This window comes from Microbacterium sp. UBA7513 (assembly GCF_002478345.1).
GTDB lineage: Bacteria > Actinomycetota > Actinomycetes > Actinomycetales > Microbacteriaceae > Microbacterium.
In genome coordinates this window covers 1-24606 of the sequence record NZ_DLNJ01000028.1, presented here as the reverse complement: position 1 = coordinate 24606, position 24606 = coordinate 1, and the positions used below count along the sequence as shown (strand labels likewise).

At 70.2% G+C, this 24606-nt stretch carries 27 protein-coding genes; 8 read left to right on the top strand and 19 right to left on the bottom strand.

Annotation, left to right across the window (positions count from 1 at the left end):
• Positions 1–64: 64 nt before the first annotated feature.
• Positions 65–877, top strand: a complete 813-nt coding sequence (locus B2W79_RS14875; RefSeq protein ID WP_060921164.1) for a ParA family protein — start codon at positions 65–67, stop codon at positions 875–877.
• A 64-nt stretch (positions 878–941) separates the two neighbouring features.
• On the opposite strand, the gene B2W79_RS14870 is transcribed toward B2W79_RS14875, so the two are convergent.
• From B2W79_RS14870 to B2W79_RS14860, 3 genes are all read right to left on the bottom strand, one after another.
• Positions 942–1487 (bottom strand): MerR family transcriptional regulator, encoded by a 546-nt coding sequence (locus B2W79_RS14870; RefSeq protein ID WP_060921155.1) that lies wholly within the window; start codon positions 1485–1487, stop codon positions 942–944.
• A gap of 99 nt (positions 1488–1586) precedes the next feature.
• Positions 1587–2273, bottom strand: coding sequence for a MerR family transcriptional regulator (locus tag B2W79_RS14865; protein WP_071329856.1), 687 nt, complete (start codon positions 2271–2273; stop codon positions 1587–1589).
• Positions 2273–2755 (bottom strand): FHA domain-containing protein, encoded by a 483-nt coding sequence (locus B2W79_RS14860; RefSeq protein WP_060921153.1) that lies wholly within the window; start codon positions 2753–2755, stop codon positions 2273–2275. Before B2W79_RS14860 ends, B2W79_RS14865 begins: the two co-directional genes overlap by 1 nt.
• Before the next feature lie 100 nt (positions 2756–2855).
• Between B2W79_RS14860 and B2W79_RS14855 the strand changes: the two genes are divergently transcribed.
• Positions 2856–3512 (top strand): copper resistance CopC family protein, encoded by a 657-nt coding sequence (locus B2W79_RS14855; RefSeq protein WP_071329857.1) that lies wholly within the window; start codon positions 2856–2858, stop codon positions 3510–3512.
• Between the two features lie 9 nt (positions 3513–3521).
• Entirely contained in the window at positions 3522–4919 is a 1398-nt protein-coding gene (gene lpdA, locus B2W79_RS14850) for a dihydrolipoyl dehydrogenase (protein WP_071329858.1), read from the top strand.
• A 53-nt stretch (positions 4920–4972) separates the two neighbouring features.
• On the opposite strand, the gene B2W79_RS14845 is transcribed toward lpdA, so the two are convergent.
• The 6 genes from B2W79_RS14845 to B2W79_RS14820 all read right to left on the bottom strand — a co-directional run bounded on the left by B2W79_RS14845 (position 4973) and on the right by B2W79_RS14820 (position 9360).
• The gene (locus tag B2W79_RS14845) at positions 4973–6094 is read right to left on the bottom strand and encodes an FAD-dependent oxidoreductase (protein ID WP_292790698.1); all 1122 of its coding nucleotides are present in this window, start codon (positions 6092–6094) and stop codon (positions 4973–4975) included.
• Complete coding sequence (locus tag B2W79_RS14840; RefSeq protein ID WP_292790696.1) at positions 6081–6806, bottom strand: methyltransferase domain-containing protein; 726 nt, start codon at positions 6804–6806, stop codon at positions 6081–6083. Before B2W79_RS14840 ends, B2W79_RS14845 begins: the two co-directional genes overlap by 14 nt.
• Entirely contained in the window at positions 6803–7960 is a 1158-nt protein-coding gene (locus tag B2W79_RS14835; protein ID WP_292790693.1) for a type III polyketide synthase, read from the bottom strand. Before B2W79_RS14835 ends, B2W79_RS14840 begins: the two co-directional genes overlap by 4 nt.
• A gap of 62 nt (positions 7961–8022) precedes the next feature.
• Positions 8023–8634 (bottom strand): CYTH domain-containing protein, encoded by a 612-nt coding sequence (locus B2W79_RS14830; RefSeq protein WP_292790690.1) that lies wholly within the window; start codon positions 8632–8634, stop codon positions 8023–8025.
• Positions 8627–8842 carry a hypothetical protein gene (locus B2W79_RS14825; protein WP_025105115.1) on the bottom strand — a complete coding sequence of 72 codons (216 nt, stop codon included), beginning with the start codon at positions 8840–8842 and terminating at the stop codon, positions 8627–8629. The genes B2W79_RS14830 and B2W79_RS14825 overlap by 8 nt, the downstream gene beginning before the upstream one ends.
• Before the next feature lie 47 nt (positions 8843–8889).
• The gene (locus tag B2W79_RS14820; RefSeq protein ID WP_071329863.1) at positions 8890–9360 is read right to left on the bottom strand and encodes a prepilin peptidase; all 471 of its coding nucleotides are present in this window, start codon (positions 9358–9360) and stop codon (positions 8890–8892) included.
• 129 nt (positions 9361–9489) lie between these two features.
• Here B2W79_RS14820 and B2W79_RS14815 point away from each other — a divergent pair, with 129 nt between their 5' ends.
• Genes B2W79_RS14815 through B2W79_RS14805 form a run of 3 tightly spaced genes read left to right on the top strand, consistent with a single transcriptional unit; the run spans position 9490 to position 15262 of the window.
• Positions 9490–10275 carry a hypothetical protein gene (locus B2W79_RS14815; protein ID WP_292790686.1) on the top strand — a complete coding sequence of 262 codons (786 nt, stop codon included), beginning with the start codon at positions 9490–9492 and terminating at the stop codon, positions 10273–10275.
• The gene (locus B2W79_RS14810) at positions 10272–11807 is read left to right on the top strand and encodes a DNA polymerase Y family protein (protein WP_292790683.1); all 1536 of its coding nucleotides are present in this window, start codon (positions 10272–10274) and stop codon (positions 11805–11807) included. The genes B2W79_RS14815 and B2W79_RS14810 overlap by 4 nt, the downstream gene beginning before the upstream one ends.
• Positions 11807–15262, top strand: a complete 3456-nt coding sequence (locus tag B2W79_RS14805) for an error-prone DNA polymerase (protein ID WP_292790680.1) — start codon at positions 11807–11809, stop codon at positions 15260–15262. The genes B2W79_RS14810 and B2W79_RS14805 overlap by 1 nt, the downstream gene beginning before the upstream one ends.
• 48 nt (positions 15263–15310) lie before the next feature.
• Here the strand turns inward: B2W79_RS14805 and B2W79_RS14800 are convergent, their stop codons facing one another.
• Positions 15311–15691 (bottom strand): hypothetical protein, encoded by a 381-nt coding sequence (locus B2W79_RS14800; protein ID WP_292790677.1) that lies wholly within the window; start codon positions 15689–15691, stop codon positions 15311–15313.
• A gap of 388 nt (positions 15692–16079) precedes the next feature.
• A complete protein-coding gene (locus B2W79_RS14795) occupies positions 16080–16295 on the bottom strand; it encodes a hypothetical protein (protein WP_292790675.1) in 216 nt (71 codons plus the stop codon).
• Between the two features lie 84 nt (positions 16296–16379).
• On the opposite strand from B2W79_RS14795, the gene B2W79_RS14790 reads away from it, so the two are divergent.
• On the top strand, positions 16380–17243 hold the full coding sequence (locus B2W79_RS14790; protein ID WP_071329903.1) for a DUF72 domain-containing protein: 864 nt from the start codon (positions 16380–16382) through the stop codon (positions 17241–17243).
• Between the two features lie 20 nt (positions 17244–17263).
• Here the strand turns inward: B2W79_RS14790 and B2W79_RS14785 are convergent, their stop codons facing one another.
• Complete coding sequence (locus B2W79_RS14785) at positions 17264–17845, bottom strand: NADPH-dependent FMN reductase (RefSeq protein WP_071329869.1); 582 nt, start codon at positions 17843–17845, stop codon at positions 17264–17266.
• Positions 17846–17973: 128 nt separating this feature from the next.
• On the opposite strand from B2W79_RS14785, the gene helR reads away from it, so the two are divergent.
• Positions 17974–20103 carry an RNA polymerase recycling motor ATPase HelR gene (helR, locus tag B2W79_RS14780; RefSeq protein ID WP_292790673.1) on the top strand — a complete coding sequence of 710 codons (2130 nt, stop codon included), beginning with the start codon at positions 17974–17976 and terminating at the stop codon, positions 20101–20103.
• 14 nt (positions 20104–20117) lie between these two features.
• On the opposite strand, the gene B2W79_RS14775 is transcribed toward helR, so the two are convergent.
• The 7 genes from B2W79_RS14775 to B2W79_RS14745 form a co-directional block, all read right to left on the bottom strand.
• Positions 20118–20330: a DUF2188 domain-containing protein gene (locus B2W79_RS14775; RefSeq protein WP_292790670.1), complete on the bottom strand. Its 213-nt coding sequence runs from the start codon at positions 20328–20330 to the stop codon at positions 20118–20120.
• A complete protein-coding gene (locus B2W79_RS14770) occupies positions 20330–20647 on the bottom strand; it encodes a sugar ABC transporter ATPase (protein WP_292790667.1) in 318 nt (105 codons plus the stop codon). The genes B2W79_RS14775 and B2W79_RS14770 overlap by 1 nt, the downstream gene beginning before the upstream one ends.
• 114 nt (positions 20648–20761) lie before the next feature.
• Positions 20762–21115 carry a hypothetical protein gene (locus B2W79_RS14765; protein ID WP_292790666.1) on the bottom strand — a complete coding sequence of 118 codons (354 nt, stop codon included), beginning with the start codon at positions 21113–21115 and terminating at the stop codon, positions 20762–20764.
• Positions 21116–21339: 224 nt separating this feature from the next.
• Positions 21340–22269, bottom strand: a complete 930-nt coding sequence (locus B2W79_RS14760; protein WP_071329874.1) for a CPBP family intramembrane glutamic endopeptidase — start codon at positions 22267–22269, stop codon at positions 21340–21342.
• Positions 22270–22290: 21 nt separating this feature from the next.
• Positions 22291–23073, bottom strand: a complete 783-nt coding sequence (locus B2W79_RS14755) for a CPBP family intramembrane glutamic endopeptidase (protein ID WP_292790661.1) — start codon at positions 23071–23073, stop codon at positions 22291–22293.
• A 37-nt stretch (positions 23074–23110) separates the two neighbouring features.
• Positions 23111–24040, bottom strand: a complete 930-nt coding sequence (locus tag B2W79_RS14750) for a CPBP family intramembrane glutamic endopeptidase (RefSeq protein ID WP_292790658.1) — start codon at positions 24038–24040, stop codon at positions 23111–23113.
• A 206-nt stretch (positions 24041–24246) separates the two neighbouring features.
• Positions 24247–24606 (bottom strand): CPBP family intramembrane glutamic endopeptidase (locus B2W79_RS14745; RefSeq protein ID WP_292790655.1); only part of this gene is annotated, 360 nt, incomplete at its 5' end.

The following is a 24606-nucleotide window of genomic DNA, read 5'->3' as shown; positions in this document are numbered from 1 at the left end:
CGAGGCACGCACATGGGGCGGGGCTGAGTGTTCCCCCAGCCTAGGGGAAGGTAACGTGGTCTCCGTGCACGTACTCAGCGTCAGCTCTCTCAAGGGGGGCGTCGGCAAGACGACCGTGACACTCGGGCTGGCCTCCGCGGCTTTCGCCCGGGGTGTCCGGACGCTCGTCGTCGACCTCGACCCGCAGTCCGACGTCTCCACCGGGATGGACATCCAGGTCGCGGGACGACTCAACATCGCCGATGTGCTGGCGAACCCGAAGGAGAAGACCGTCCGTCAGGCGATCACCTCCAGCGGCTGGGCCAAGGTCCACCCCGGCACGATCGATGTGCTGATCGGCAGTCCGTCCGCCATCAACTTCGACGGCCCGCACCCGAGCGTCCGCGATGTGTGGAAGCTCGAGGAGGCGCTCGCTGCGGTCGAGGCGGACTACGACCTCGTGCTCATCGACTGCGCGCCCTCGCTGAACGCCCTCACCCGTACCGCGTGGGCGGCGAGCGACCGCGTCATGGTCGTCACCGAGCCCGGACTCTTCTCCGTGGCGGCAGCGGACCGTGCCCTGCGTGCGATCGAGGAGATCCGCCGCGGCCTCTCCCCGCGCCTCCAGCCGCTGGGCATCGTCGTCAACCGCGTGCGCCCGCAGTCGATCGAGCATCAGTTCCGCATCAAGGAGCTGCGGGACATGTTCGGCCCCCTCGTCCTCTCGCCGCAGCTGCCGGAGCGCACCTCCCTCCAGCAGGCGCAGGGCGCCGCGAAGCCGCTGCACATCTGGCCCGGCGACTCGGCGCAGGAACTCGCCGCAGACTTCGACCAACTCCTCGACCGCATCATCCGCACGGGTCGGATCCCCGTCCCGGAGACCGGGCCGCAGAGCTGAGACCCCGGAACGACGAAACGGCCATCCTCTTCGAGGGTGGCCGTTCTTCGTGGAGCGGGGGCCGTCAGGCGGAGCGCTTGGCGCGACGGGCGGAGAGCTCGTCGACGGGGTCGGGAGCGGAGGCGTCGAAGGCGACGAGCGTCGACTCCACCTCGCGCAGGACCTTGCCGACCGCGATACCGAAGACACCCTGACCGCGGCTGACCAGGTCGATCACCTCGTCGTTCGACGTGCAGAGGTAGACCGACGCCCCGTCGCTCATGAGGGTCGTCCCTGCGAGGTCGCGGATACCGGCGCGGCGGAGCTCGTCCACCGCGGTGCGGATCTGCTGCAGGGAGATCCCGGTGTCGAGCAGGCTCTTCACGAGCTTCAGCACGAGGATGTCGCGGAAGCCGTAGAGGCGCTGGGAACCGGAGCCGTTCGCACCGCGCACCGTGGGCTCGACGAGCTCGGTGCGTGCCCAGTAGTCGAGCTGACGGTAGGTGATACCGGCCGCGCGGGCCGCCACGGCACCGCGATAGCCGACCTCATCGTCCATCGCGGGCAGACCGTCGGTGAAGAGGAGTTCGGTCACGAACCGCGGGTCGCCTGCGAGCTCATCCGCATTCATCTGAAATCCTCCCTGGAACGGTTATCTCCACGGTAGAGCAGGGTCCCGGCACCGGCAACGACATCCGTGCGACGCCGAAGGTGTGTCGCAATCAGTTCGTTACGAAAGGATCCGCGTGAGTGCGTCCTTCACGAACAAGGTCCGGACGTCGTCGATCCGTGTGGCCAGTTCCGGCGCGAGTTCGTTGGCGCGCGCTCGCGAGGCGGCATCGGTCCGGCGCAGCAACGTGGAGAGCGCCGACTCGATGAGCGACACCTCACGCTCCGCTCCCTGTCGCAGGGAGCGGAGATGACGCGGCTCGATGCCGTGCCGGTCGAGGGCGACAAGCCCACGGAGCAGCGCGACGGTGGAGTCCGAGTAGGTCTCCTGCGCGGTGATGACCCCGGTGCTGATGGCGTCGTTGAGCAGCTGGGGACCCGCGCCGGCTGCAGCCAGCAACTCCTCACGGCGATAACGGCGCGGGGCCGGGGCGATCGAGGGCGGCGGCGTGAGGGCCGCCGTCTCCCCCGAGGCCTCCGCCTCGTCGAGCTGCTCACGGATGACGCTGAGCGGAAGGTAGTGATCCCGCTGCAGCGTCAGTCCCAGACGGAGCCGCTCGATATCGGCGGAGGAGAACTTCCGGTAGCCGGACTCGGTGCGGGAGGGCCGGACGATGCCCTGCACCTCGAGAAACCGCAGCTTGCTGGAGGTCAGGTCGGGGAACTCCGGAGTGAGGCGTGCGAGCACCTGACCGATACTCAGCAGGCCCGCGGACGCCGAGCGTTCGCGGGCGGGAGTTGCCGCCATCAGGCGTTCGCCGCGCGGTCGAGCGGGGACGCGAAGAAGTTCAGACGGAACTTGCCGACGCGCAGCTCGGAACCGTCCGCCAGGGGGCTGCGGTCCACGCGCTCCCCGTTCACATAGGTGCCGTTGAGGGAGCGCTGATCGATGATCTCGAACGTCGTCCCGGTCCGGGTGATCTCCGCGTGACGGCGGGACACCGTGACGTCGTCGAAGAAGATGTCGGCTTCCGGGTGGCGGCCGACGGTGGTCACGTCGGTGTCGAGGAGATACCGCGCACCGGCGAGCGCTCCGGAACGGACGAGCAGCAGAGCCGAGCCCGAGGGCAGCGCCGCGATGGCCGACTGCTCGACATCGGTCAACTCCACGCCGAACGGGACGAACGACAGATCGGAATCGTGTCCGAACGTCTGCGTCACATCGTGTCTCGGCTCGCCGGAGCGATGGATGGCGGCTTCACCGGCCGGTCGGCTGTCGCTGTCTGTCACTGTGCCCTCCTGGCTGTCCAGACTATCCGATACGAAGGGGTGCGCGGGAGGCCGCTTTCGCACTCAGCGGTCCCATACCGGGGATTCATAGGCTGGACTCGTGAAGACCACAGCTCTGCGCCGCCCGGCGGCCCCGATCGCCCTCGTAGCCACCCTCCTCGCCGCGTTCCTCGTCCTCTTCTCCCCGCCGCTGTCGGCTTCGGCCCACGACGCTCTCGTGTCGTCGTCGCCTGCGGCGGACAGCAGTGTGGAGACCCTGCCCGCGGAGCTGACCCTCACCTTCAGCGCCAAGCTCATCGAGGGGGAGGGTGCGACGGAACTCACCGTCACCGATCCGGCCGGCGAGTCCGTGATCGACGGCGCCCCCACGGTCGACGGGGCGATCGTGACCCAGCCCCTGACCGGCTCGGGCCCCGCCGGGGAGTACCGCGTCGTCTGGAAGGTCGTCTCGAGCGACGGCCACCCGACGTCCGGAGAGTTCTCCTTCACCGTCACCGTCGGCGACGAGGGCGCCGCGACGGGCGAGCCCACCACCGCTCCCCCGACCGCGGCGCCGACGACGGAGCAGACCGCTACCCCCGAGGCGACCGCGACGACGGCACCGGACGCGGGAGACGACGCCGGAGCCGCTTCCCCATGGATCTGGGTGCTGGTGATCCTGGGCGTGCTCGCCGCGCTGAGCGCGGTCGTCTGGCTCATCGTGCGCCGCCCTCGAGGACCGGCCCCCACCGATTCCGACGCCCCCTCTGAGCGATAGGCTTAAGACATGCCACATTACGACGTCGTCATCCTTGGTGCAGGTCCTGGCGGATACGTCGCTGCGGTTCGCAGCGCACAGCTCGGCCTGTCCACCGCAATCATCGAGGAGAAGTACTGGGGTGGTGTCTGCCTCAACGTCGGCTGCATCCCCTCCAAGGCGCTCCTGAAGAACGCGGAGATCGCGCACACCCTGAACCACAAGGCCGACTTCTTCGGGATCTCCGGAGAGTTCACGATCGACTACGGCAAGGCGTTCGACCGCAGCCGCGTCGTCGCGGACGGCCGGGTCAAGGGCATCCACTTCCTCATGAAGAAGAACAAGGTGACCGAGTACGACGGCCGCGGCACCTTCACCGGCCCGAAGGCCATCTCGGTCGCGAAGGCGGACGGCTCCACCGAGGAGGTCACGTTCGACAACGCGATCATCGCGACGGGATCGAAGGTCCGCCTGCTTCCCGGTGTGCAGCTCAGCGACAACGTCGTGACCTACGAGGAGCAGATCCTCTCCCGTGAGTTGCCGAAGTCCATCGTGATCGTCGGCGCCGGCGCCATCGGCATGGAGTTCGCCTACGTGATGACGAACTACGGCGTGAAGGTCACGATCATCGAGTTCCTCGACCGCGCCCTCCCCAACGAGGACGCCGACGTGTCGAAGGAGATCACGAAGCAGTACAAGAACTACGGCGTCGACATCCTCACCTCCACCAAGGTCGAGTCGGTCGTCGATAACGGTTCCTCCGTCACCGTCTCCTACACCGGCAAGGACGGCCAGCAGGCGTCGATCGAGGCCGACAAGGTGCTCATGTCGGTCGGGTTCGCCCCGAACGTCGAGGGCTTCGGACTCGACAAGACGGGTGTGAAGCTGACGGAGCGCGGCGCGATCGACATCGACGACCACATGCGCACCAACGTCGAGGGCATCTACGCCATCGGCGACGTGACCGCCAAGCTGCAGCTCGCACACGTGGCCGAGGCCCAGGGCGTCGTGGCGGCCGAGACCATCGGCGGTGCTGAGACCCAGACGCTGGGCGACTACCGCATGATGCCGCGCGCCACGTTCTGCTCCCCGCAGGTCGCATCGTTCGGGCTCACCGAGCAGCAGGCCAAGGACGAGGGGCGTGAGATCAAGGTCGCGACCTTCCCGTTCATGGCCAACGGCAAGGCGCACGGCCTCGGCGAGCCGGTCGGCTTCGTCAAGCTCATCGCCGATGCCGAGCACCTGGAGCTCATCGGCGCGCACATGATCGGTCCCGACGTGTCGGAGCTGCTGCCCGAGCTGACCCTCGCGCAGAAGTGGGACCTCACGGCTCTCGAGCTGGCCCGCAACGTGCACACGCACCCGACGCTGTCGGAGGCGCTGCAGGAGGGCTTCCACGGCCTGGCCGGCCACATGATCAACTTCTGATCCGACGCCTCGAGAAGGCCCGGTCCGCGCATCGCGGACCGGGCCTTCTCGCGTCACAGGCCGCGCATCGTGATGAGGCCGGTCGTCCACCCGCGCAGTGGCGTAGAGCCGAGCACGCCGACCAGCCCCTCCCGGACGGCGACGACCGGCGCGATCGCCGGAGTCCCCATCGCCATGAAGAACGCGGAACGGCGATGCGCCCTCCGCGTGGTCCTCCGGACCTCTCGGGCGAAGCCGTCCAGGACGGGGACGGCGCCCCGGTCGGTCCGGCGCAACGCGTCCCTCAGCCGGAGCGCATCCGCCCAGCCGAGGTTCATGCCCTGACCGCCGATGGGGCTCACCTCGTGCGCGGCGTCCCCGAGCAGGACGATCCGTCCGCGGTGCAGCCGTCGCGCGGCATGCTGGGCCGCGCGGAACGATGACACGGGCGCGGCGGGGTCCACGTCGAGGGCGTGCCCCGTCCGCTGCGCGACGAGGCCTGCCAGCTCAGCGGCCGAGGTCACCGCCCTGCCACGGTCTTCGCGCACCACCCAGCGGTGCCGCCCGCCCGGCAAGGGGAAGGACTCCACGAGGCCGTCCGGCTCGAAGTACAGCACGGCACGATCGTCGGTCTGCGGGGCGTCGACGTCGAGCATCGCGTAGTCGGCGCTCCCCGACCGCGGGTCCCAGCCGGCACCGAACGCCGTCCGGAAAGGACTCCGCACGCCGTCGGCGACGACCATGATCGACGCCGTCTCCTCGCGGCACCCGTGCTCGCCGTCGATCCCGACCCGCACGAACGGCCCCTCGTCGCGGATCGAGCGGACGACGGAGCCGGACTGCAGCGCATCGGGTCGCAGCGCCCGGAGGCGGCCCCGCAGCAATTCCTCGGTGCGCGGCTGCGCGAGCGTGAGGACAGGACGTTCGGACGGGAAGGTCAGGGCAGCGAGCCGCCGCCCGCGACTGCGGACCTCCCCGCCGGACAGCCGGAGCGCCTCGGAGCGCACCGCGGTGCCCACCCCGGCCGCATCGAGGGCATCGAGCCCCGGACGGTGGATCCCGATCGCGCGCGTCTGCGTGCCCCGGTCCGTGCGACGCTCGCACACGCGCACCCGGCGGCCGTCCTGCGCCACGAGGCAGGCGAGGAGCAGCCCGACCGGACCGCCTCCCACCACGAGGACGTCATGGTCGACCATCTGCGCCCTCCCAGCGCAGCTCGAGCCGTGCGGGCAGGTGCGACCGCACCTCCCAGTCCGACGGGGCCACCGCCGCGAGCTCCTGCGGAGTGTACGAGCGGCGGATGCTCAGGAGACCGTCGACCCGGATGAAGGACCCGGCGAGGAGGTTCCGCGCGAACGGCCAGGTCCCGGCCGCGAACGCCCCATAGGCCAGACGGCTGCGGGCGATGTCGTGGTGGGAGACGAGTCCGCGATCGCCCACCAGCGCACGGGAGTCGGCGAGCACCGCGTGCAGCGCTGCGGCGTCGAGGTGATGGAGGACGTGGTTGGAGAGGACGATGTCATAGGTCTCGCCCGCCGTCACGAGGTCGCTGGAGAGTGCGTGACGATAGTGGATCCCCGCGCCGTCGTCGTGTGCCGAGGCCCAGCGGATCGCGCGCTCGTCGGCGTCCAGAGCGGTGATGTCGGCCCGGAGGCCGTCGCGCCGCAGTCGGCGGACGAGGTCGCGACACAGGTCTCCCCCGCCGGCGCCGATGTCGAGGATGCGCAGCGGACGCCCGGACGCCGCCCGGGGACGGATGTCGCGGCGGTACAGCCGCCCGGGGCGCGAGACGACCGCGTTGACGGCGCTGAAGCGTCGGTACGTGCGACCGAGCGCCTCCTCGTCCGCGTCGGGGTCGTCCATGAGCTCGACGAGCTCGGCGGCACGCGCCGACAGATCCACGCTCACGGTGCGGGTGCGACGACGGTCAGCAACGCGCTCTCGGCGGTGAGGCCAGGCCCGAAGGCCATCGCCGCCACGCGGTCGCCGGGCTCCGCACCCTCCTGTTCGAGGATGCGTTTCAGCACGAACAGCACCGTCGCACTCGACATGTTCCCGTACTCCCGGAGCGTCTCGCGCGCGGGCCGCAGCTGCGCATCGCTCAGCGCCATCCGCTCCTGCACGCGGTCGAGGATGCTCCGTCCGCCGGGATGGATCGCCCAGTGGCGCACCCGGTCCCCCACCTGCCCAGCGGCGAAGGCCTCCGCCAGCCCCTCCTCCCGCCCGTAGAGCGGCGCGAGTGCCCCGATGATCGACTCGCCGATGATCTGCGGGACGGCGGTCGACAGGATCATCTCGAAACCGGAGTCGCCGATCGTCCAGGCCATGTCGTCGACACCCTCCGGCACGATCGCGGTGTGGAAGCCGTCGAGCCGGAGGGCGGGGACGGCCGTGGGCAGGTCCCGTGCCGTCACGATCCCCGCGGCCGCCCCGTCGGCGAACAGGGAGGAGGCCACGATGGTGTCCGGATCCTCGGAGGAGCGCAGGTGCAGCGTGCACAGCTCGACGCTGACGACGAGGACGACGGCGTTCTCCTCGGCCGCGCAGAACTGTGCGGCCGCGCGCAGAGCCGGCATCGAGGCATAGCACCCCATGAAGCCGAGGTGGTAGCGCTGCACGGCGTCGGACAGGCCGAGCCCGCGCACGATCTCGTATTCGGGTCCCGGGGCGTGGAAGCCCGTACAGGAGACCGTGATGACGTGCGTCACGTCCGCCGCGTCCAGGTCGGGGTCCGCCTCGAGGGCGCGGCGCGCGGCCTCGACGAAAAGACGGGAAGCCTCACGCGTATAGACGTCGTTGCGCGCCTTCGTGCCCGGCGCCAGCAGCCTTCCCGAACCGCGGTCGTAGAACAGCGGCTCGTCCGGAGCGGCGTCTTCGGCGAGCTCCGCGATCACGGTGTGCCGCGTGTCGATGCCGGAGACGTTGAACGACGTCGCCACGATGCGCTGCGCCAGCCGTCCCAGGTCGGGCTGCGCGGCGAAGACGTCGCGCACCTGCTCCTGCACGATGACGGTCTCGGGGACGATCGTCTGCAGCGATCGGAGCACGGGCGGTCGACTCATGTCGTCACTCAACCACCCCGGACGCCCACCCGGAAAGGGGTTGCTTCCGGAGGGTGGGAGGCCTAGAAGCCGAGAGCCCGGGCGAGCTTCGAATCGGAGCCGGCCGCTCGTGCACCGGCGGTGCGCACGGCGGTCTCGATCGCCGCGAAGAACGCCGCACGACCGGCGTCGTCGGACGGAGCCGCCGGTCCGAGTTCGACCTCCCACTCCCGCCACGCCCGACGTGTTCCGCTGCGCAGATCGGTCGCGCGCACACGGTCGTCGACGAACTCCGCCACGACGCCGTCCGGTCCGGTGAGGAGGTAGGCCGTCCGGTCGTTCTCGATGCGCGCGAGCGGCTCCAGCGGCGCGGTCGTCCAGGCGGCGATCGCCTCACGCACCGCCGTCGGGAGCTCCTCGCCACCGAGGGGCCAGCCCTGCTCGACCCGGCCGTCGCCCTGCCGCGGACCCTTGATGTGCCATCCCTCGTCCGGGCCCCCGGAGCGACGGCGCACCGCGACGCCGGCACGGGCCAGCGTTCCATCCACGGTGTCCAGGTAGCGGGCGTCGAGAGCGCGGTGCTCGCCGGGCGAGACGGCGTCGACGCCGGGGATCGCCGTCCAGTCGGGCAGGGGCGTCCCCTCGTCGACGTCGTACGTGCGCTCGACCTCGACGGTGCGAGAGGGCTCAGTCATCCTCGAGCGTGAGGTCTTCGAGGGCTTCCTCGAACCAGTAGTCGATCTCGGTGGGGCCATCGCCCTCGCCCGTGTTCTGCGGCTCGCCGCGGCGGTTGTAGACCACCTGCGTCTCGCTGTAGGGGACGATCAGCTTGTCGTCCGCGTCGTCGTCGAGGGGGATGATCTGCCCGTCCAGCGGGCCACCGTGAAGTCGTGCGAGTGCCATGTGCCCAGGGTAGCGCTGCCCTCCCTCATTCGGGGCGACCTGCCCGGTCAGCCGCCGAGGACGCCGAGGACCGCCCCCGCGATCATCCACGGGCCGAAGGCGATGCGGGTCCTCCGGTCGGCCCGTCCCGCGGCGAGGAGCACGAGAGCGTAGACCGCTCCGAGCACGAAGGCGGACGAGGCGCCGAGGAGGAACGCGCCCCAGCCGTGCCAGGCGAGGACGAGCCCGATCACGAGGGCGAGCTTCACATCTCCTCCACCCATGCCCGCCCGGCTGAGCAGCCGCAGGGCCGCATAGAAGCCGCCGAGCACGAGGGACCCGAGCAGGCCCCGCCCCAGCGCGGCCGCGTCGGCGGTGACGACGGCGTCGGCGGCCGCAGCCAGGAGCAGCAGGAACAGGGTCGGCAGCACGATGCGGTTCGGGAGGCGGTGCGTGCGGGCGTCGATCACGGTCAGCAGGATGCCGATCGCGAGGAGGCCGCCATGCACGAGGCCGAGGAGGGCGAGACGGATGTCCATCCCCGCAGGTTAGGGAGATCCAGGAAGGCGCGGAGAGCCCTGTGGACAACCGCGGAGCAATGTCGGATGTACGAACTAGCGTCAGTCGCGCCACTTGCTTTACTCGTACATATCTTCGAGGATGGACACATGGGGATCGGGCTCGATGCGATGACCGCGCTCTCTCCGACCAGCGACAGCCGCGCCGGAGAGGTGCTGCGGCTGCGCCGCGAGATCAGCCGGATGCAGCGGCGGCGCAGCGAGCACACGCTCCTCCCCCTCGATCCCGCCTTCGCCGCACTGCTGCCGGAGGAGGGGCTGCAGACGGGCACCTCGTACACCGTCTCCCCCTCGCCCGCCCTCGTGCTCGCGCTGCTCAGCGCCTCCTCCGACCGCGGGCACTGGTGCGCGGTGATCGGCATGCCCACCCTGGGGGTCGAGGCCGCTGCCGCCTACGGCATCGACCTGAGCCGACTGATCCTCGTCCCCGACCCGGGGGACCGCTGGCTCGCCGTCGCATCCGCGCTGGCCGAGGTGGTGCCCCTGATCGTCGTGCAGCCCACGACGAGGGCACGGGATGCCGATGTGTCCCGACTCAGCGCCCGCCTGCGCGACCGCGGGTCCACGCTCCTCGTGGCGGAGGAACCGGGCGCGGGGCGCTGGGCACAGAGCGAGGGGACCATCCGGCTCCATGATCCGGACTGGCATGGGCTCGGCGAGGGGTGGGGGCTGCTCTCGGACTGCACGGTGACGGTCACGGCGCGGACCAGGCACAGCCCTCGCGCCTCGAGCGTGCGTGTCCGACTGCCCGGCGGGCACGGAGCCGTGGAGACCGTGGGCGCAGAGCTGACCGCCCTGCCGCCGCTCGCCCCCTCGGCGACGGACAGCGCTGAGGCCGGGTCATCCGACCTCCTCTTCTGGGCGGAGGCGGGATGAACGCCCCTCTCCGTGTCCTCGTCCTCTGGTTCCCCGACTGGCCGCTGCGAGCGGTGCTGGGCGGAGGGTCGCATCCGCCCACGGCCCTGGTACAGGCCAACATGGTCGTCGCCTGCACCGCATCCGCTCGCGCGCACGGCGTCCGCATCGGGCAGCGTCGCCGCGTCGCCCAGGGCCTCCTCTCCTCGCTGCAGGTCCTCCCCCACGACGCCGAGAAGGACGAGCGTGCCTTCGTCCCGGTGCTGCAGCTCATCGAGAAGCACGCCCCGGGTGTGACGCTGCTGCGTCCCGGCCTCGCGATCCTGCGCGCCCGCGGGATCGCCCGCTATCACGGCGGGGAGGCCGAGGCGGCGACAGCCCTGTCCACGATCCTCGCCGCTGCCGGCTTCCCCGAAGTGCGTGTCGGCGTCGCCGACGGACCCTTCACCGCCGAGATCGCGGCCCGAGGAACGGCGTCCTGCACGGTCGTACCTCCGGGCGGCTCCCGCGAGTTCCTGGCCCCCTATCCCGTGCAGGTGCTCCGCGACGAGCAGATCAGCGATCTCCTCCTCCGCCTCGGCGTACGCACTCTCGGCGAGTTCACCGCGCTCGCCCCTCTCGACGTCCGCGACCGCTTCGGCGAACACGGCGCCCGCCTGCAGGCCCTCGCCGCCGGCGCCGACTCCCGGCCCCTGACTCCCCGGCCGCCCGACCCCGAACTGGCCAGGACCATCGAGTTCGAGTCCCCTCTCGGAGGCACCGACCAGGTGGCCTTCGCCGTGCGGCAGACCGCCGATGCCGTGATGCTCGCTCTGGCGGACGCGTCGCTCGTGTGCACCGAGGTGCGGATCGACCTGACAGACGACGACGGCGCCGTCCACTCCCGCACCTGGCTGCACCCGACGAGCTTCGACGCCGCCGACCTCGTGGACCGCGTGCGCTGGCAGCTGGAGGCGCTGGCCGCCCTGACCGCGAGCGCGCCCGTCGACGAGGCCAGGGCATTCGGGGGCATCGTGGCCGCCCGCCTCCTCCCCGTCGCGGTGGACGATGCGGCCCATCACCAACCAGGACTCTTCGGCTCGGGCACCGATGAGCGACTGCATCACGCGGTCTCACGGGTGCAGACCATGCTGGGGCATCAGGGCGTGGTCACCGCTGCCCTCTCCGGAGGGCGCTGGCTCGCCGATCGTCAGGTGCTCACGCCGTGGGGCGAGCGTCCGGTCCCGCCTCGTGATCCGCGGTCCCCCTGGCCGGGGAGCCTTCCCGACCCTCTCCCCTCCGAGGTGTTCCGCCCGCCGCGCCCCATCGGCGTCGTCGCTGCGGACGGGAGCACGATCGACGTCGATGATCGTGGCGCCCTCACGCACGACCCCGCCCGCATCGACGGGGCGACCGTGCAGGCCTGGGCCGGCCCGTGGCCCGTGCACGAACGGCGCTGGAGCACGGGCGGCGGCAAGCGAGGCCACCGACTCCAGATCGTCGACGACCGAGACCGCGCCTGGCTCGTCTTCCTGGCCGGCGAGCGCTGGTGGGCTGAAGGGAGGTACCGCTGATGGGCTGGCACAATCCGCCATTGACCTGGGATCAGCTCGAACGCACCCTCAGCGGAGAGCCCACCCCTGAAGCGACCTCCGCGCCGCCGAGGCTCCGACCGGACCCCGGGCCGGTGAGTCGTCCACGGAAGCGCGTCCCCCCGTCCCTCCCGGAGCGTCCGGAGGAGGCCGTGCCCTATGCCGAGCTGCACGCGCACTCGTCCTACTCCTTCCTCGACGGGGCGTCCTCCCCCGAGGACCTCCTCGCGGAGGCCGAGCGTCTCGGCCTCCGCGCGCTCGCCCTCACCGACCACGACGGGTTCTACGGCGCCGCGCGCTTCGCCGAGCTGGCGGAGCTCATGGAGCTGCGCCTGCAGACCGTCTACGGTGCCGAGCTCTCTCTCGATCTGCCCTCCGCTCCGCAGGGGGCCGCCGACCCGCCGGGCACTCATCTGCTGGTGCTCGCCCGGGGCCTCGAGGGGTACCACCGCCTGTCCGGAGCGATCACCGCGGCCCAGCTCCGCGGCGGGGAGAAAGGGCGCCCGGTCTACGACCTCGACGAGCTCGCGGCGACCGCCGACGGGCACTGGACGATCCTCACCGGCTGCCGCAAGGGGGCGGTACGGCAGGGCCTGGAGGCCGGAGACGCCGCCGCGCCGCTACGCCACCTCGTCGACCTCTTCGGACGCGACAATGTCTCCGTCGAGCTCTTCGACCACGGCGATCCGCTGGACACCCGGCGCAACGACGCCCTCGCCGACCTCGCCCGCCGGATGCGGCTGCCCGTCGTGGCGACCAACAACGTGCATTACGCCCGCCCGGACCAGGCCCCCCTCGCCGAGGCGGTGGCCGCGGTCCGTGCGGTCCGGAGCATGGACGAGCTCGACGGCTGGCTGCCGGCCCACGGCGGCGCGCACCTGCGCAGCGGGGCGGAGATGACCGCGCGCTTCCGACGGTACCCCGGTGCGATCTCGCACGGCCTGGAGCTGGCCGCGGCCTCGGCCTTCCCGCTCCGGATGGCGCGCCCGGCTCTCCCCCGTCAGGACGTGCCGACGGGGCACACGCCGATGAGCTGGCTGCGGCACCTCGTCTGGGAGGCTGTCCCGTCGAAGTACCCGCGGCTGGACGCGGACGGCCGTCGGCGCATCGCCCGCGAGCTCGACGTGATCGAGGAGAAGGACTTCCCCGGGTACTTCCTCATCGTGCACGGCATCGTGACGGAGGCCCGGCGACGCGGCATCCTCTGCCAGGGCCGGGGTTCGGCCGCGGCGAGCGCGGTCTGCTATCTGCTGGGCATCACCGCGGTCGACCCGATCCTCTACCGTCTTCCCTTCGAGCGCTTCCTCGCCACCACCCGCACGGAGGAGCCGGACATCGACGTGGACTTCGACTCACGGCGACGGGAGGAGATCATCCAGTGGGTCTACCGGGAGTACGGCAGGGAGCGGGCGGCTCAGGTGGCGAACGTCATCCAGTACCGGCCGAAGAATGCGGTCCGCGATATGGCCAGAGCCCTGGGGCACTCTCCGGGACAGCAGGACTCCTGGTCGCGGCAGGTGGACGGCTGGGGATCGGGGCTCGAACCCGTCGAGGGCCACGACATCCCCGACACCGTGCTCGACTACGCGGCCGAGCTGCTGAAGGCTCCACGGCATCTGGGGATCCACTCGGGCGGCATGGTGCTCACAGCCCGGCCGGTCGGTGAGGTGGTGCCGGTCGAGCACGCCCGCATGGAGGACCGCACCGTCATCCAGTGGGACAAGGACGACGCCGCCTTCATGGGACTGGTGAAGTTCGACCTCCTCGGTCTGGGCATGCTCGCGGCGCTGCAGCACTGCTTCGACCTGGTCCGGGAGGCGACGGGCGAGGAGTGGACGCTGGAGACCCTGCCGAAGGAGGAGGCCGGCGTCTACGACATGCTCTGCCGGGCCGACTCGATCGGCGTCTTCCAGGTGGAGTCCCGCGCGCAGATCGGGCTGCTCCCCCGGCTGCAGCCGCGACGCTTCTACGACCTCGCCATCCAGATCGCTCTCATCCGCCCCGGACCCATCCAGGGCGGCGCCGTGCACCCGTTCGTCCGTCGGAAGATGGCGAAGGACAAGGTGGACGAGGTGAACCGGGAGCGGGAGGCCAGGGGCGAGCCCCCGGAGGAGTTCCCCATCCCCTACCCGCACAGCGACCTGGAGGACATCCTCGCGCGGACTCTGGGCATCCCCATCTTCCAGGAGCAGCTGATCCAGATGGCCACGGCCGTCGGCGACTGCACGGCCGATGAGGCCGACCTGCTGCGCCGGGCGATGGGATCGAAGCGGGGTCTGGAGAAGATCGAGAAGGTCAGGGACAAGCTGTACGCCGGGATGGCCCGCCGCGGGCTGGTCGACGATGCCGCCGACCGGATCTACGCGCAGATCCAGGCGTTCTCGAACTTCGGCTTCGCCGAGTCCCATTCCCTGTCCTTCGCCCTGCTCGTCTACGCGAGCTCATGGTTGAAGCTGCACTATCCGGCCGCTTTCCTCGCGGGCCTGCTGCGGTCGCAGCCGATGGGCTTCTACTCCCCTGCGACCCTCACGGCGGATGCCCGTCGGCACGGTGTGGAGGTCCGTCGCCCGGATCTCCATCTCTCCTCCGCCACCGAGACCCTCGAACCCCTCACGCCGGACGCCGCAGGGACGACCGGGAGGGACGACTGCCTGGCCGACCCGCAACCACCCGTGCACCGCTTCGACCGGAGCGCACCGGACGAGTCCGCGGCGCACCGGCGGGACGGACGGTTCGCGGTGCGCCTCGGGCTCAGCGGCATCCGCGGGATCGGGGTGCCGATGGCGGAGCGCATCGTCGCCGAGCGGGAGGCGCACGGTCCCTACCGCGATCTGCACGACCTCGTGCGCCGGACCGACGCGACGGCCGCTCAGTTGGAGGCCCTCGCCACCGCCGGAGCCTTCGCGTGCCTCGGGTTGGAGCGCCGGGAGGCCATCTGGCTCGCCGGAGCCGCCGCGGAAGACCGCGCCCGGTTCCTTCCGGGGACCACGGTGGCGGTGCAGCCCCCGCTGTTCGCCGACCAGACCAGCTACGAGCGCCTCTCGGCCGACCTCTGGGCGACCGGTATCTCGACCGACGACCACCCGATGACGCACTTCCGCGACGACCTCCGGGCTCGCGGCGTCCTGACGGCCGCGGACCTGCAGCGGCACGAGACCGGACGACGCGTCGAGGTGGCCGGTCTCGTCACCCATCGACAGCGCCCCGCCACGGCCGCCGGCGTCACCTTCGTCAACCTCGAGGACGAGAGCGGGTTGGTGAACGTGATCTGCTCGACGGGGGTCTGGGGTCGGTTCGGTCGTATCGCCCGAGAGTCCCCGGCGCTCATCATCCGCGGCATCCTCGAGCGCTCACCGGAGGGGGTCGTCAATGTGCTCGCCGACGCCTTCGAAGACCTCCGCACGGGGGTCATGCACCGCTCGCGGGACTTCCGATGAGTCCGGTGCCCGATGAGTCCGGCGCCCGAGGCGCCCGGCTTCCGGTGGTCACCAGAAGCGTTCGGGCTCCTCCGGAGCGGGACGGTCCGATCCACCCCAGCGATCCGCCTCGGCCTTGGCCGCGTTGACCGCCGCGTCCGCGCCGCGCAGAGCGATGCCCGCGCCGCTGGCCGACGGCCCGATGGGGTCGATGAGCAGCGACGTCCGCGGAGCGACGCCCACGGCCACCGTGCAGTCGAGGACGCGACCGATCCAGTGCGTCACCTCGGCGCGCGGCTCCTCGGCGCGTCGATAGCGGATGCCGGTGTCCAGATCGAGCAGCGAGAGGACGACGGGCTCCTCCGTCTGCGGGTCGACGAGTTCGGAGACCTCGACCCGGTGCCCGACCGGAAGTGCGACCTGACCAGCGAAGACGAGCATCCTGTCCATGCCCCCACCCTACGGAACGGCCCGTATCGGCGACAGAGCCGGGAGCCGCGCAGAATTTTCGAAGAAAGTTTTGTCCCCCAAATGGCGGACAAGAGGATTAAGGGATATTCTGCTCTTCGTAGCGGGGGCTACCGGCTGAATCTCTGGGGGATCAGCCGTAGAGACAGCGAGACTTCGCCGCCTCCCCAACCGTCCGGGTAGGACGGTGAGCCCTCTCGGCAGCACCGGGTTGGGGCGGTCCCGTCGAGAGGGCATACCCCGCGGCTAGCCGCCGTCCCGCCGAGCGTCAACCCCGGCGAGGGCGTGCACCGCTCGGGCTACGGTCGTTCGTCATGACGCCTCTCCCCTGTCTCGACCGCCGCCCCGGTGCACCTGCCGCCGGAGGCCGTCAGCCGTCGGTGGGCTCGTCGAGGCCGTCCTCATCCAGCTGCACTTCGATGCGCTGCTCCGCGGCGTCCGCGGGGTCCGCCTCGATGGGATGCGGCTCCGGTGCCAAGGGGGTCGGAACTTCCGGGTCCTCGGGAACCTCCTCCGCAAGGCGCTCCTGCTCCTGCAGGTCCGCCTCGGGCTTCACATCGTCGATCGGATGGTCATTGAGAGACATGGCTTCTCCTCCTTCGGTGTGGACGAGTCCAGCCTGCCGACGCCGAACGGCAGCGGCAAGGGGCTTGACCCGACGGAGGCGGCCATGACGCGGCAGAGCAAGCAGGGCCGGGTACGCATCGGCGTCTCCGGGTGGCGGTACGCCCGGTGGCGCGGCGACTTCTACCCGCGCGGCCTGCCGCAGCGTCGAGAGCTCGAGCACATCGGATCGCAGTTCCCCACCGTCGAACTCAACGGCTCGTTCTACTCTCTGCAGCGGCCCGAGAGCTACCGCCGGTGGGCGGCGAGCGTTCCCGACGACTTCGTGTTCGCGGTCAAGGGCTCACGCTACGTCAGCCACATGCTGCGGCTGCGCAACGTCGAACAGGCGCTGGCCAACTTCTTCGCCTCGGGCGTCCTCGCCCTCGGTCCCCGCCTCGGACCGATCCTCTGGCAGCTCCCCGCGCGGCAGCATTTCGACGCGGAGCTCGTGGAGGCGTTCCTCGACGCCCTTCCGCAGACGACGGCGGAGGCCCTCTCCCTCGCCCGGCGGCACGACGAGCGGCTGCAGGACCGGGCGTGGCTGGAGATCGATGCCGACCGCCCGCTCCGCTTCGCCCTCGAACCGCGTTCAGATTCCTTCGCCGACCCCTCGAGCCTGAGGCTCCTGCAGCATCACGGGACTTCCCTCGTCATCGCCGACACCGCCGGGACGTGGCCGCGGTTCGACGCCCTCACCGCCGACTTCGTCTACGTCCGCCTCCACGGCGCGCAGATGCTCTACCACAGCGCCTACACCGAGGCGGAGCTGCGGGAGTGGGCGAGGCTCATCCGCGGGTGGGCCGACGGGACCGGCGCCGACGACGGGACACCGCGCGACGTCTTCGTGTACTTCGACAACGACGCCCGCGGGCACGCACCCCACGACGCCCTGGCCTTGAGCGCCCTCGTGGCGGACACGCTCTCCTGACGCGGCGAGCGCGGCGGCGGCTACCGGTCGCCGACGTGACCCGGAGCGGTGAGCGACAGCACCCGCTCGACGAACGCCGCGTACTCCTCCATGTAGTGCGCGAGGAACTTCTCGGTGTCGGCGTCGTACACCTGCCCGTCGGTGCCGAACACCTCGGGTCGGAACGTGATGTACGCCTCCGGGGCGTTCAGCTGGGGCGCATTGAGGAAGCTCAGCACGCTCCGCATCGACGACTGCATGACCGCGGTGCCGATCGCTCCGGTCGAGGCGCCGATGATGCCGGTGGGCTTGCGTGCGAACGAGTTGTGCCCCCAGGGTCGCGAGCCCCAGTCGATGGCGTTCTTCAACGCCCCGGGGATGGAGCGGTTGTACTCCGGAGACACGAGCAGCAGCCCGTCCGCGCCCTCGATCGCACTCTTGAACGCGGTGACCGCAGCGATCGGTTCGAGTTCGTCGTCGCGGTTGTAGAGGGGGAGGTCGCGGATCGGGATCTCCACGAGCTCCAGGTCCGGCGGAGCCAGCCGCACGAGCGCCGTGGCCAGGACGCGGTTGATCGAGTCCGATGCGAGGCTGCCGATGAGGTAGCCGATCCGATGGGTCATGGTGAGGTCCCCTCGTCTCCCTGCATCTCCAGGATATCGCCGGGGTGGGGGCTTGCCACAAGGCCCCCCTCGAGAGGCAGAATCGACGACTCGCGTGCCCCCGCATGCCCTCGCGAAGGAGACCTCCGGTGCTCGACCCCTTTGACCTGTCCGCCGACCATGCGGCGAAGTCCGCAGACGACCTCATCGCCGCCGACCGCGTCCACCTCCGACGGCTCGGCGTCGCCCTCTCCCGGGAACGCGACGCCCTGACCGCTCGTCTCGCCCTCGTGCGCCGGCAGGCCGCGGACGCGGGCGTCACGGCGGTCGATCGCGACCTGGAGATCCGCCGCCTCAGCGCGACGCTGCGCCTGCGGGAGCGCTACGGCATCGACATGTGCCTGGGCCGGATGACCCCCGCGGCCGGACCGCCGGTGTACATCGGTCGCGCCGGGGTGTCCGATGCGGACGGCACCCGCCTGCTCGTCGACTGGCGGGCTCGGGCTGCGGAACCGTACTTCGCCGCGACCTGGGAAGACCCCCGGGGCCTCCTCTCCCGGCGACGGTACCGGTGGAAAGGTGGCAGGATCACGGACTACTGGGACGAGGCCCTGTCGCCGGAGGGCCTCGACGGCGCCGCCTCCCTCGACGACCAGTCGGCTTTTCTCGCCAGCCTCGACGCCCACCGGACCGGGCGGATGCGCGACGTGCTGGCGACCATCCAGGCGGATCAGGACGCCATCGTGCGAGCGCCTTCGCCCGGTGCGCTCGTCGTAGACGGCGGCCCGGGCACCGGCAAGACGGTGGTCGCGCTGCATCGCGCCGCGCACCTCCTGTACGCCGAGCCGCGGCTGACGAACGGAGCCGGCGGCATGCTCCTCGTGGGGCCGAACCCGCAGTACCTCGGCTACGTGGAGGATGTGCTGCCGAGCCTCGGCGAGGACACGGTGATGTTGTGCACCCTGCGCGACCTCACTCCCGAAGGCGCGGGCGCCATCCCGGAGGCGGATCCCCGGGTGGCTGAGATCAAGCAGCGCCTCGACCCGGAGCAGGTGATCCCCGCGGCGATCTCGGCGCTGACCCGGCCGCCGACGCACGCTCTCCGCCTCGAGACACCGTGGGCCGATCTCTGGGTGAGCCGCGAGGACTGGGCCGACCTGTTCGCCACAGCGGATCCGGCGTCGCCGCACAACGAAGCGCGCGACGAGGTCTGGGAGGAAGTGCTGGAGATGCTCGTGGACCAGGTCCGCGACGCGGAGGTCTCCGAGTCCTCGATCCGCCGGTGGCTGCGGCAGGACGACGAACTCACGGCGACCTTCCGGCGGGCCTGGCCGCTGTTGGCACCGGAGGCGGTGGTCGCCGCGCTCTGGGCATCCCCGACGCTGCTCGAGCAGTGCGCGCCCGACCTCACGGCCGACGAGCGCGCTCTGCTGAGCCGAGCAGAACGGGCACCCTGGACGGACGCGGACCTTTCCCTGCTCGACGCAGCGCACCGCCGGATCGGCGACCCCGAAGCCGTCCGAGAGCAGCACCGGCGACACGTGGCAGCCGCCGCGGCCGAGGAACAGATGTCCGCGGTCGTCGACCACCTCATCGAAAGCGATGACAGCGAGATGAAGGTGATGTCGATCCTGCGCGGCGAAGATGCGCGGAACGTGCTCGCGGGAGCGGACGCACCTCCCCCGCTCCCGCCGGATGAGCTCGCGGGCCCCTTCGGACACATCGTCGTCGATGAGGCGCAGGAGCTCACCGATGCGCAGTGGCGAACGCTGATCGCGCGGTGCCCCTCTCGCAGCTTCACCGTCGTGGGCGACAGGGCCCAGGCACGGAGGGCCTTCCCGGAGTCCTGGGCGGATCGCCTCGAACGCCTCGGCCTGCGGAACGTGCGGATCGCCTCGCTCCGGGTCAACTACCGCACGCCGGCCGAGGTGATGGCGCTGGCTGCACCGACCATCCGCCAAGCGCTGCCCGACGCCAATGTCCCGACGTCCGTGCGGGAGAGCGGCATCCCGGTCCGATACGGCGCGGTGGCCGAGCGCGACGCGGTGCTGGAGGCGTGGCTCGCGGCGAACCCGGAGGGAGTCGCTGCAGTCATCGGCGACCCCACCTTCGCGCCGAGTCCGCGGGTCAGGGCGCTGACACCGGAGGACGCCAAAGGACTGGAGTTCGACCTCGTGGTCCTCGTGCGCCCGGAGGCATTCGGCTCCGGGCGCACGGGGGCGGTCGACCGCTATGTGGCGATGACCCGCACGACGCGCGAACTCGTCATCGTGCGCTGAGCAGTCGTGGAGCTTCAGACGTCGTCCGGGTCGCCGCCGTCGGTGATGGTGCCGGTCGGCTCGCTCTCCTCGATCTCGTGGCGGGCACCGTGCTCGGAGGCCAGCGCTTCCCCCTCCTCGATCGCCTCGTCACGGCTGGTGTAGCTGCGGGAGAGCTCTGGCGCGCCCTCCACCTCGTTGACCCACTGGCCGTTCTTCGAGCGGGTGACGATCGTCGTGATGGCCATCAGACGTCCCCCGGCCCCAGGTCGCCCTGGCCTTCCTCGCCGAGGTCGGCGAGGACCGGGTCCTCCCCCTGGCTCTCTGGCTGCGGGGTGGAGCCCGGCACGTCCTCCGCCGGCACCTCATCGTCGGGACCGGGGATCTCCTCGGGATCACGGCTGGTGGCGGTCTGCGCCGCCAGATCTTCCGGTGCCGCACCGTCGTCGAGGGCTTCTGTGCGCTCCCATTCCGCCTGCGCGGGATCGTTGCTCGGGTCAGCCTCGGTGGTGGCGTCGCCGTCGCGCAGCGGCTGACCGCCGACGTCGTCGGGTGTCGATTCCATGTCTTCTCCTTCGATCGGGCTGGCCCCAGTCTCCCGGCTGGAACCGGAGTCGCCGAGGGGCTTGAGGAGACCTCGCCGAGCAGCTAGGTTCCGGGACTCCGCGAGGAGCGGGCGTCAGGACTCCGCCGAGTCGATGAGCTCGAGGAGCTTGCGCAGCTCGTCCCGGATCTCCGCGTGGTCGTACTGACCGGCGCGGCTCTCCCCCGAGATCACGCCGGAACGACGCACTTTCCGGAAGTCGCCGAACGGAAAGCTGTACGCCTTCTTCGTCTCGGGGTTCTCGCTCTTGTCGATGCCGAGGTGCCAGTGGGCGAACTCCGTCCACCCGTGCTCGTCGATGAAGCGGTTCTCGTCCTCCGCGCTGGGCGCCGCCTCCGACCAGTCGTCGCGCTCGTCCCGCACGACCTTGCCGTCGCGGACGAGGGAGCGCGCGAGCTTCAGCGCCGGTCGGTTCAGTTCAATAGCCATGACTCCGACATTAGGACGCGAAGCCGGGGTGTCGTACCCCCTTGACGGGACGTGACGAAGGCCCGGAGATTCTTGCGAGCACTTGGGGGTTGGGAAGCGACGACGCCCCCCGGCAACTCGTGAACAGCGGAACATGGGCTGAGCAGAAGCGTGCACACGGACGTCTCGGACGAGTTCAAACCAACACCGAGCAGCGAGTATACGTATCTCGGAGGGCCGCGCTTCTATTTGGCGCTGCCGCCGACGGTGGCTGGGCGCGTGCCCCGCGAGCGGTTGCGCCGATAGAGCATGGAGGCGATACCGGCGAAGACAATGAGCGAGATGGCGCCGACGACGCCGCCCTCTGGCCCGAATCCCGCTCCGGTGATCCATTCCGGGGCGTTCTCGGTGGGTTCGAGGAAGATGAGGCCGGTCTTCTGGACGTTGATGCCGTCGACCTGGACGCCCCAGACGTTGCCCTCGGCCCAGTTCCAGCCACCGTGGATGCCGATGATGAGCCACAGGGAGTTCTGCCAGAGGACGATGAAGGCCGCGAAGATGGCATACATCATGATGGTGGTGAACCCGAGCGGCTTGGTCAGGACGCCATGCATAAGCGTGAACAGCAGCGCGGGGAGGACGACGGCTAGCCATCCGGGCATCTGCAGGCCGGAGCTCTGCATCAGGAAGCCGCGGATGAGGATCTCCTCGTTGCCGCCCTGCACCACGTGGGTGAGCACGAGCACCAGGACGAGCAACAGTGCCGCGGTGCCGCTGGTGGTGCCGGCAGGAGCGTCGATCAGTCGGTAGTTGCCTGTGGCCCACAGCAGCAGGATCGGCACGGTGATCATCAGTGCGCCGATCGGGATCCCGAGGAGGAGCAGAAGGACGCCACGTCCGGGGCGCCTGAATCCCATGGTCTTGATGTGGCGGCGCTCGAACAGGACCACCCAGAGAATGATGAGCGCGGTAGGGACGAGGCCGGCCGGGATTTCCAGCCACTGCGCTTCAGGCGAGCCGGGTTCGGGGTGCAACGTCAGCTCGAACACGCCCATGAGGCCGAACTGGACGATAAAGATCATCCCGATCAACACGAGCGGGTACGCGATCCACCAGCGGGTGACCCGCTTGCCTGTGGCGGCGTCTTGGATGAACGGGGTGTCGCGGATCGACATCGGACTCCTTCTGTACGGATGTCAGGCGGCTACGGTCGGCTTGGGGTGCTTGAGGGGATCAGGGGCGAAAGTGAGCGTGCGGATGCTGCCGTCCTTCCACACGAGCTTCAGGTAGAGGAACACCAGGGCGATGATCACGAGTCGTGCGAGCATCCCGGGCACGCCCGCTTCGGGGCCGTAGGCACCCCCGTTCAGCACCTCGCCCCCTTCGACCGAGGTCGAGGTCACCCATCCAGGCCAGCGCGTCGTGCCACTGACGGGGAACCCCCACAGCGCTTGGCTGAGATTCCACGAGATGTGCAGGAACAGGGGAAGCCAGATCGCCCGGGTGCCGAGGTACGCGATCCCATAGATGACGCCACCCAGGGCCGTGCCGAAAGCGCCGATGAGGGTGGCGTTGTCGTTGGTGAGATGCACCGCGCCGAAGATCACCGCGACGATGGCGACAGCGATCCACCGCCCGGCGGAGAGGCGCCGCAGGAGGATCACAAGGGCCGCGAGCAGCAACACCCGGAACAGGACTTCCTCGAACACCGCGAAGAAGATGATCTCGCCCACCGCTCCACCCAGCCCCGACCAGTCCTCCGCCCCAGCGCCCACGCGGATGGCGCCGAGCGCCCATTCGACGAGGAACACCAGACCGATCACCAGAAGCGGGATGGCCAGACCGACCAGAATCTCCGGCACCGTCCACCGGCTGACGGTAAATCCGAGGCTCCGACCGATGGGACGACGGTTGCGGGCCAACCACACGATCGCGAAGATCCCGAAGGCCGCCGCTACGCCCATGACGGCGAATTCCATCAGACGACCCCTCCGTGCCGTGCCCGAGTTCGCGCGCTCATGCCGTCACCGAGGTCGCGGTGACCTGTGCGGAGCGAGCCGCATCCCACCGCCGGTAGACGATGAACGACACCGCGGCCGCGATGATCAGCACGATCACCGCCGGCAGGCTCGCCTCGGTACCGAAGTCCCCGCCGGTGAGCCAGTCCGGGGCGCCCGGGGCCGGCTCGAGAAAGATCGCGGAGGTGGTCAGCGGGGGCAGCCCCGACACCGGAACTCCGAAGATGTTGCCCATCGTGAAGTTCCAGCCGGCGTGGATGCCGATCACGAGCCAAAGCGCGCCGGTGCGCAGCACGAGGAACGAGGCCATCAACGCGAACAGAAAGATCATCGCGAACGGCAGCGGGTGGATGAGCACGCCGTGGATCAGCGTGAACAGCAGTGCGGGAAGCAGCACCGCCAACCACCCGGGAAACTTCAGGCCACCGTTCTGCAGCAGGAACCCGCGCGTGAGCAGCTCCTCCGTGCCGCCCTGCACCACGAACGTCAGAGCAAGCAGCACCAGCAGCCCCGTGGCGCTGGCACCACTGGTCGATGCGACCGGGGCGTCCACCTGCACGTACGCCCCCGTCGCCCACAGGAACAGGGTCGGGATAGACAGCAGGACGACGCCGGCGACGAAACCGATGAGCAGCGTGAGCAGACCCCGACCTGGCCGGCGGAAGCCGAGGGTGCGGATCCTGCGGCGCTCGAACACCACCACCCACACCAACAGGGCCAGGCCCGCGACAGCAAAGGAAATCATGTCCTGCAGCTGGGCCTCGGGGGTGCCCTTCTCCACCGGCCACGCCTGCGCGAACACCGCCAGCACGCCCGCCTGCACCCCGATGATGAGTACGAGGAACACCAAGATGTAAGCCAGCCACCAGGGCGTCACGCGCTTTCCGGTAGCGGCATCCTGAATGAACGGCGTGGAACGTACGGACATCGGTCTCCTCGTATGGGGGGCGAGACAAAGATCGAGCGAAGTTCTGCTCGTCACGCTAGCGCAACGCTGAACGGGCGTACACGGTTCGACGCGACTCGGACGCCGTGACCCGCGCCGGGATCGCCCCGGCGAGTGGTCGCTCGCCGAGTCCGGAGGACCGATCGGATATGGACGAGCTCGGGCGGAAAAGGTCAGGCATCCGTCGTCTACACGCGCATCTCGCGCCTCGTGAGTCGGTCTTCGCGGATGATGCTGACGAGACTGATCGTCGTCGCGATGCGCAACAGGGTCTGGAAGGTGGCCTGGAAGGGGTCAGGGTTCTCCGAGGAGTGAGCTTGCGGCAGGGAGGCAGCCGGGGTACCCGCACCCGAGGCGAGGTAGAGGGCCCAGTCTGTGAAGGCGTGGACGAGAATCGCGACCCAGAGCCGTCCAGTCACTCGACGCACCCAGTAGGACGAGGCGCCGGCTGCCGCCAGGAACGCGACCTCGAAGGCGATGGTGGCGAGTGAAGCCCCGGCGGTGATCCTGTCTTTCGCGCGTTCGCCGGCCGCGTCCGTTTGAGTGGT